Raw genomic sequence first — 6726 nt, 5'->3', positions numbered from 1 at the left:
GAAAGGCTTTACATCAGCCAGTTTCGGACATGATGGGTCGATTGACTCAGCTCATGTCCGTTTTTCTTGGCGTCCCGCTACCGGATACAGAACTTCCCACTGTCCAGTTAACCTTGATTTGAGAGATATTCGGTTGAGCGTTACCTGTAGCTTTTGAAATCAGCTCTGTCTGCTTCGAGAGCATTGCATAAAAGATGAACTCAGGAATCAACTTTTCGTTTGGGTATATGCCACATACAGCCTGATTTGTTGCTGCCTCAAACCGTAGAATTCCGACTTGTCCCGCTGTTGCACCATACATTGCAACTAAAACAGTATTCACAGGAAAAATCTTAGCTGATGAATTATCTAGTCCTGATTGAGTAATGAAGTTTTTGGACTCTGATATTTCACCTTGTGCGACTTCCCCACTTAAAAGCCAGGGAATTGTGCCACCTTCATAATACTCGCGATTGGATTTCAGAGGTGTGCCGCCTGCCCCAGTCTCGCAAACATCTCCAATACATTTGACTTCCCAATGCTTGGGTAATTTCTTCCTACCTAAAACCATCACAGCATCCCCCCAATCCCAGCCAAAATCTCTACCCTTTCCGTATCCAGTGCCGCAATCCCTGTTGCCTCAGCAGAGACCGGGCTTCGACTTCGCTCAGCCCTCTTCTGTGGATTGGCTCAGTCCTCTTCCATCAATTGACCCCGCTTCCCCCCGTTGGCTGAGCGAAGCCGAAGCCAACACCCACCCATCATCTCACCCCCCCGTTGGCTGAGCGCAGCCGAAGCCAACCCATCAACCACCCCCATCACCTCCCAAATAATGCGTCTCATTCTGGCACTCCGCCAAAATATGTAGACGATCCCAATCACCCTCCATCAGCGCTATTTTTTTCGCCCGACTCCAGCCCTGCACCTGCTTCTCACGATAAAAAGCATCCGCCACCCGCTCAAACTCCTCCGCATAGACCAACTTCACAGGTAAGCGCTTTGCCGTATGCCTAGCCCCCAAACCATTCTGGTGCTGCCACAGGCGGCGCGGCAAATCCTTAGTGCTGCCCGTATAGAAAGAACCATCGACACATTCCAAAATATACATATAAGGCATAGTTCACCCGTCCTCAATGCACCTGATACCGGGCTTCGACTTCGCTCAGCCCTCACAGATCGCCCACCCCCCGCTGGCTAAGCGCAGCCGAAGCCAGCCCCCACCCACCCCGCTGGCTGAGCGCAGCCGAAGCCACCCCCCCTTACAAGGTTCCCCCAATTCCCGCCAAACTCTCAGCCTTCTCCCATTGATCCGCCCAAAATCTATTCATCCAGCGCCTCCCAGAACTTAAGGCGTTCGGCAATTTCCTCTGGGCTGGGTAGTTGCTCTCGGTAAGACTCTGGCAACTGCGGCACAATGGTGTAGGTCGCTACTCCAATGGGTCGCGTAGCTGTTCTTAGAGCATATTCCACCACTGTCTTATTTTTGTAGCGACAGATAATCATGCCGATTGGCGAATTTTCACCCTCCATCTTCTCCTGGCAATCTAGGGCTTCTAGATAAAATTCCATCTTGCCCTTGTGCTCAGGCTTAAACTCACCAATCTTTAGCTCAATAGCCACCAGACATCGCAACCGTCGATGGAACAATAGCAAATCAATAAAATATTCTTGGCCACCTACTTCGAGGCGATATTGGTTGCCAATAAAGGCAAATGTACCACCCATTTCCGATAGAAATGCTCGCAAGTTTTGAATCAGCGCTTGTTCCAGCTCTCGCTCTGAATGTTTTTCAGCTAGATCTAAAAAGTCAAACGTATACTGATCCTTTATGGCTAAAGCCGCTTGGGCCTTAATACTCTCAGGCAACGTTTCATCAAAATTGGTCTGACTTAGCAAATACTTTTCATAACTCTTGTTGTCAATTTGATGCTGAAGGATAGCTTTTGTCCAACCAAAACGAGCCGTTGCTCGGAGGTAGAATTCTCGCTCAAGATCATCTTTGCATTGCCCCATAATGAGCAGATTTTTCGTCCAGCTAATTTCTGCAACCAGCGGTTGCAGTTTTAGACGATCAGCATAAGTACAGTAGAATTCCCGCATATTCCAGAGGTTGCGTGCCGAAAATCCATTGCGCCCTGGAAACTCGGCCTGCAAATCTTGGGCCAGGGTTTCTACTACTGCCTTCCCCCAGCCCATCTCCGCCTGCTTTTGGTGAATTAGCTTGCCAATCTCCCAATATAATCCCACCAGCTCACGATTCACACTTCTCAAAGCTTGAAGCTGACGTTCACGAATACGTTGCCTTACCTCATAGAGAAAATCTACATAATCCTGGGTTGTAAGTTCACTCACAGCAAACCTCCAATCCCCGCCAAAATTTCAGCACTCTCCCTATCCAGTGCCGCAATCTCATCCATAATTTCCTGCGGGTCACGCAGAGGGGCTTCTTCCGGGGCGTTGGGATTCTTCACCGACAGGTCAAAGGTTTCGGGGTCAACATCCTCCAAATCCACAAACCAAGATTTCTCCGTTTCCGCAAAGGTCGCCTGGAGTTCTACAAACTCCTTCAGGTCATCATCATTTAGCGGGTTGGTTTTGCCCATATTGCGGCCAGGATCGAGCTGGTAATACCAGATCTTCTTAGTGCCCGTGCCCTGAGCGGAGTCGAAGGCACCCTGAGCGGAGTCGAAGGGCACCTTCTCAAAAAACAGCACCACCGTCTTTACCCCCGCCCCAATGAACGTGCCGCCGGGGCAGTCTAAAACTGTGTGCAAATTACAGCTCGACAAAAGCTCTTGACGAAGAGATCGTGAAGCATTATCTGAGTTTGACAGAAACGTATTTTTGATGACAATAGCCGCCCTGCCGCCCTGCTTCAACAGCTTGATAAAATGCTGCAAAAACAAAAACGCCGTTTCCCCGGTCTTAATCGGGAAATTTTGCTGCACCTCCTTCCGCTCCTTGCCCCCAAACGGCGGATTCGCCAGGATCACATCAAAGCGGTTCTTGTCCTGAACATCGCTGATATTCTCGGCCAAAGTGTTGGTGTGGATAATGTTGGGCGCATCGATGCCATGCAAAATCATGTTCATGATGCTAATCACATAGGCCAAACTCTTCTTCTCTTTGCCAAATAGGGTTTGGGTTTGCAATACCTCAAGCTGCTGAGTCGTAAGCTGGCCCTGGCGTAGATAGTCATAGGCTTCGCACAAAAAACCCGCCGAGCCACAAGCTCCGTCGTAGATCGTTTCCCCCAGTCGAGGCTTCACCACCTGAATCATGGCCCGAATCAGCGGACGTGGGGTGTAATATTCGCCCCCATTGCGGCCCGCATTGCCCATGTTTTTGATTTTGGCCTCATACAGGTGCGATAGTTCGTGCTTTTCCGCCTGGGAGCCAAACCGCAGCTCGTCGATATACTCCAGCGCATCCCGCAGGCTGTAGCCACTCTGAAACTTGTTCTTAATTTCCCCAAAAATCTCGCCGATCTTGTACTCAATGGTGTTGGGGCTACTGGCCCGCTGCTTAAACCCCTGCAAATAGGGAAACAGCTTGCCATTAACAAACTCGATCAGGTCGGGGCCAACCAAGGCATTGTCGTGGTCAAATTGCCCATCCGCCGTTTTGGGAGCCGCCCACGCCGACCAGCGGTAGGGTTCCTCTAGCAAAAAGTCGTAGGGCTTGCCCACCAGTTGAGCTTCAATCGCCCGCTCATACTCCAGGTCATCCAGATACTTCAGAAACAGCAGCCACGACGTTTGCTCGGTGTAATCTAGCTCTGTGGTGCAGCCCGCCTCCTTCCAAAGCACATCGTCAATATTTCTGAACGTCTGTTCAAACATATCCTCACGTCCACCAGAACCATGGTTGCGCCCCACAGTCGCCCCAGGGGGTGCCGCCAGTAAGGCATTCACTATTGTTGCCCAGAAGCAGCCCAAATCGGCTATCCGTCCCCATCCCTAGTTCATGACCGGAAACAGCGAATCCAGCACCGCCTGTTGCGAAGTCGCCGCCTCAAGGCCGTGAAACCACCCGACCCTTTGCTGCACAAATTTTCTCCCACGAATGAACCCACCCCTCGGTGTGATCAGCCCACCCCTATCGCCGCGAGTAGGGAACGTGCAGCTTCGCCACCGCCGCCGCTTTCACGGCATCAGGCCGCCGATCATACCGGGCCGTGGTTGTGGGGGAGGCATGGCCCACCAACCCTTGCACCGTGGCCAGGTCTACCCCCGCATCCAGCAGATCGCCCACAAAGGTACGCCGGAAGTCGTGAGGGGAGCAGGGAGCCACCCCCGCTGATTCCCGCCGCCGCTCCAAAATCACCTGGATAGCCTGAGCTGACAGAAACTTGTTCTGGTAGAGAATCCGATCCCCCTTATTGATCGGCAAAAACAACGGCCCAGGCATATCCCGCCGCCGTTCTAACCAATCCCGCACCGCCGCCACCGCGCCCATGGGCAGGTAAACCGCCCGTTGCTTATTGCGCTTGGCCCGCCGCACCACCAGCCGCCCATCATCCAGGGATACATCCTCCAAAGACAGAGACGCCACCTCAGACCGCCGCAGCCCCGCCAACATCACCGCCAGCACCGCCCCATCCCGATAATCGAGGTTGCGCTCACCCGCCGTACAATCGGCCATCAACGCCGAAATTTCACCGTGGCTGATGTCGCGCCCGGAAGGCAGCACCGCCCCCGCCACATTGGGCAGATCCGCCGCCCGTTGGTAATCCTCCACCGACATCAAGCCCAGCCGCCAACATTCCTTGAGTACCCGCCGCAGGGCCGATAGGGCTTTATTCGCGGTGGCAGGGGCCACCCGTGCTTGCAATCGCGATCGCATCGCTGAGGTATGGCTATAGCGCAAATTCCACCACGGGAAGGAGAGGCCCACCCCACGACCAGGGGCAGGCCCACCCGCCACCTCCATAAACACCTCGACCAGCAGATCCAACGACCGAGCGATCGCCCGCCGACTCCCCTCACCCAACCCCGCCACGTAGACCGCCGCCGGATGGGGAGACCCCACAGGCAACCCCGACCCCACCGGAGCCAGTTCGGTACCCGCCACCGGAACCAAGGTATCTGCCATCATTCAGCCCCTCAAAATAGCTTGCGAGAATTTAGATTCTCATAAACTATTTTACCCTCAACAGGACGGTACCCTAGACGGGGCATAGGGTACCGTCACCTACCTTATGGCGTCGCTCATGTTAGCGTCGTGCAGGTCGGCATCGCTCAGGTTGGCATAGCGCAAGTCGGCGTAGCACAGGTTGGCGCTGCGCAGGTCAGCACCCATCAGGTTGGCACCGATCAGGTTGGCGCTGCGCAGGTCGGCACCGCCCAGGTTTGCAGCGTAAAGGTAGGCACCGCCCAAGTCTGCTTCACTCAGGATGGCACCGCGCAGGTCGGCACCGCGCAGGATGGCATAGCGCAGGTCAGCACCGCCCAGGTCAACTTCCGCCTCTGGATTGGCTTCTCGCCATGCGTTCCACCCCTCAACGCCCGCTTTGAGTAGATCGACCTGTGTTGGGTCTGCCATCACCATTCTCCTTTTGCTTATGTTCAGTGAAAAACTGATGGGATTACAGTCACGCTCACAAACTACCTAAGATCCCCCACAGCACCGTACCCTATGCCCTGTCTAGGGTACCGTCGCTACTATAGAAGGGCACTGCCGCCGCTGCTGAGGTACCCATGGCCTTTACTGCACCGATGAAGGTATTCGCCGACCTCAAGCCAGACTTTATCGCCCTACGGGACGCCCTCGCCACTCTCCCAGTGGAGGAAGCTAGGGCCATCGTGGGAGCCGCGATCACCCAGGCCCGGAACTCGGTACCCACTGAGGTAGCCGCCCCGGCACCCATAGAGAACACGACGGTACCCGCGCCAACCGTAGCCAAAATTCGCACCACCAGCAGTACCCCACTACCCACCCGCCACCCCCCGGAGACGAAGACCGTGGAGGAAGGGAAGGTCGCGATCATTGTGCGGAATGAAAACCTACTGGCTGACACCATCGCGGGCCGGAGGTATTCGACTGATAATCGAATCCAAGTCAGCCCCCAGGAGCTTGAAGCCATCGAGGCCGACCTTGCCAAGAGGCCAAAATACTGGGGAGCCAGCTACACCCGAATCGAGCGCGTGATTTAGCCCGCCTGATTTCTTCAACAGCTCAATTCAGATTTGCCCAAAATCGCTAGACCCCGCCTAGAGTAAGCATTTCAGGTTGGTTCATTTGTTGGGTCAATATGGCTCAATACCAGCTCAATTGACCCAATGGCTCAAATCAAAAATTGGGTCAACTGCCCCCTTGGGTTAACCGCCAGCCCCTAGGCCAGGAGAAGTTTTCTGATTGATCCAATCTTGGGTCAACCTAGCTCAATGGGGCCATGGCTCAACTGCAACGTATAGGGTGAAGGGATTTCAGGATTGTGAAGGGGTTAACTAGAAGCATGTAGGGGTTTGTGTAGGGTTGAAATGTATAGAGTGAAGGGGTTTTAGAATTATGAAAGGGTTTTTCTTTTAAGTCAGGACTGTAAAAAACTTCTAAATCCTGTCGGGTACGAATTGGGTATTGTGTGTACTATCACAACCCGTAAAATCCTTATGGAGCAATAGTTTTAACTCTTATAACGGCCACGTTGACATCGTGGGGGTCACTGGTTCGAGTCCAGTTACGTCCATAAGGGTTTCAGCCCCTAGGGCAAGGGTTTCAGGCACATCACCATTCAGGCCGCTAGCG

7 protein-coding genes are annotated in these 6726 nt (G+C 53.7%); 1 reads left to right on the top strand and 6 read right to left on the bottom strand.

From position 1 onward, the window contains the following. Positions 1–46: 46 nt before the first annotated feature. The 6 genes from H6G62_RS25370 to H6G62_RS25345 form a co-directional block, all read right to left on the bottom strand. Positions 47–550 carry a restriction endonuclease subunit S gene (locus tag H6G62_RS25370; RefSeq protein ID WP_242052277.1) on the bottom strand — a complete coding sequence of 168 codons (504 nt, stop codon included), beginning with the start codon at positions 548–550 and terminating at the stop codon, positions 47–49. A gap of 234 nt (positions 551–784) precedes the next feature. Continuing rightward, positions 785–1096, bottom strand: coding sequence for a GIY-YIG nuclease family protein (locus H6G62_RS25365; RefSeq protein ID WP_190500387.1), 312 nt, complete (start codon positions 1094–1096; stop codon positions 785–787). Positions 1097–1299: 203 nt separating this feature from the next. Then, entirely contained in the window at positions 1300–2331 is a 1032-nt protein-coding gene (locus H6G62_RS28705; RefSeq protein WP_190500385.1) for a PDDEXK nuclease domain-containing protein, read from the bottom strand. Then, complete coding sequence (locus tag H6G62_RS25355; RefSeq protein WP_190500383.1) at positions 2328–3821, bottom strand: N-6 DNA methylase; 1494 nt, start codon at positions 3819–3821, stop codon at positions 2328–2330. The genes H6G62_RS28705 and H6G62_RS25355 overlap by 4 nt, the downstream gene beginning before the upstream one ends. A gap of 256 nt (positions 3822–4077) precedes the next feature. Beyond that, positions 4078–5076, bottom strand: a complete 999-nt coding sequence (locus tag H6G62_RS25350; protein ID WP_190500380.1) for a site-specific integrase — start codon at positions 5074–5076, stop codon at positions 4078–4080. A gap of 96 nt (positions 5077–5172) precedes the next feature. Next, entirely contained in the window at positions 5173–5523 is a 351-nt protein-coding gene (locus tag H6G62_RS25345; protein WP_242052276.1) for a pentapeptide repeat-containing protein, read from the bottom strand. A 155-nt stretch (positions 5524–5678) separates the two neighbouring features. Between H6G62_RS25345 and H6G62_RS25340 the strand changes: the two genes are divergently transcribed. Continuing rightward, on the top strand, positions 5679–6134 hold the full coding sequence (locus tag H6G62_RS25340) for a hypothetical protein (protein WP_190500377.1): 456 nt from the start codon (positions 5679–5681) through the stop codon (positions 6132–6134). Positions 6135–6726: the final 592 nt, after the last annotated feature.

It is taken from the genome of Phormidium sp. FACHB-1136, assembly GCF_014697375.1.
In the GTDB taxonomy this organism is placed as follows: Bacteria; Cyanobacteriota; Cyanobacteriia; order Phormidesmidales; family Phormidesmidaceae; genus Nodosilinea.
Note: the sequence above shows the minus strand (reverse complement) of the source record. Positions and strands in the feature narration are given on the sequence as shown.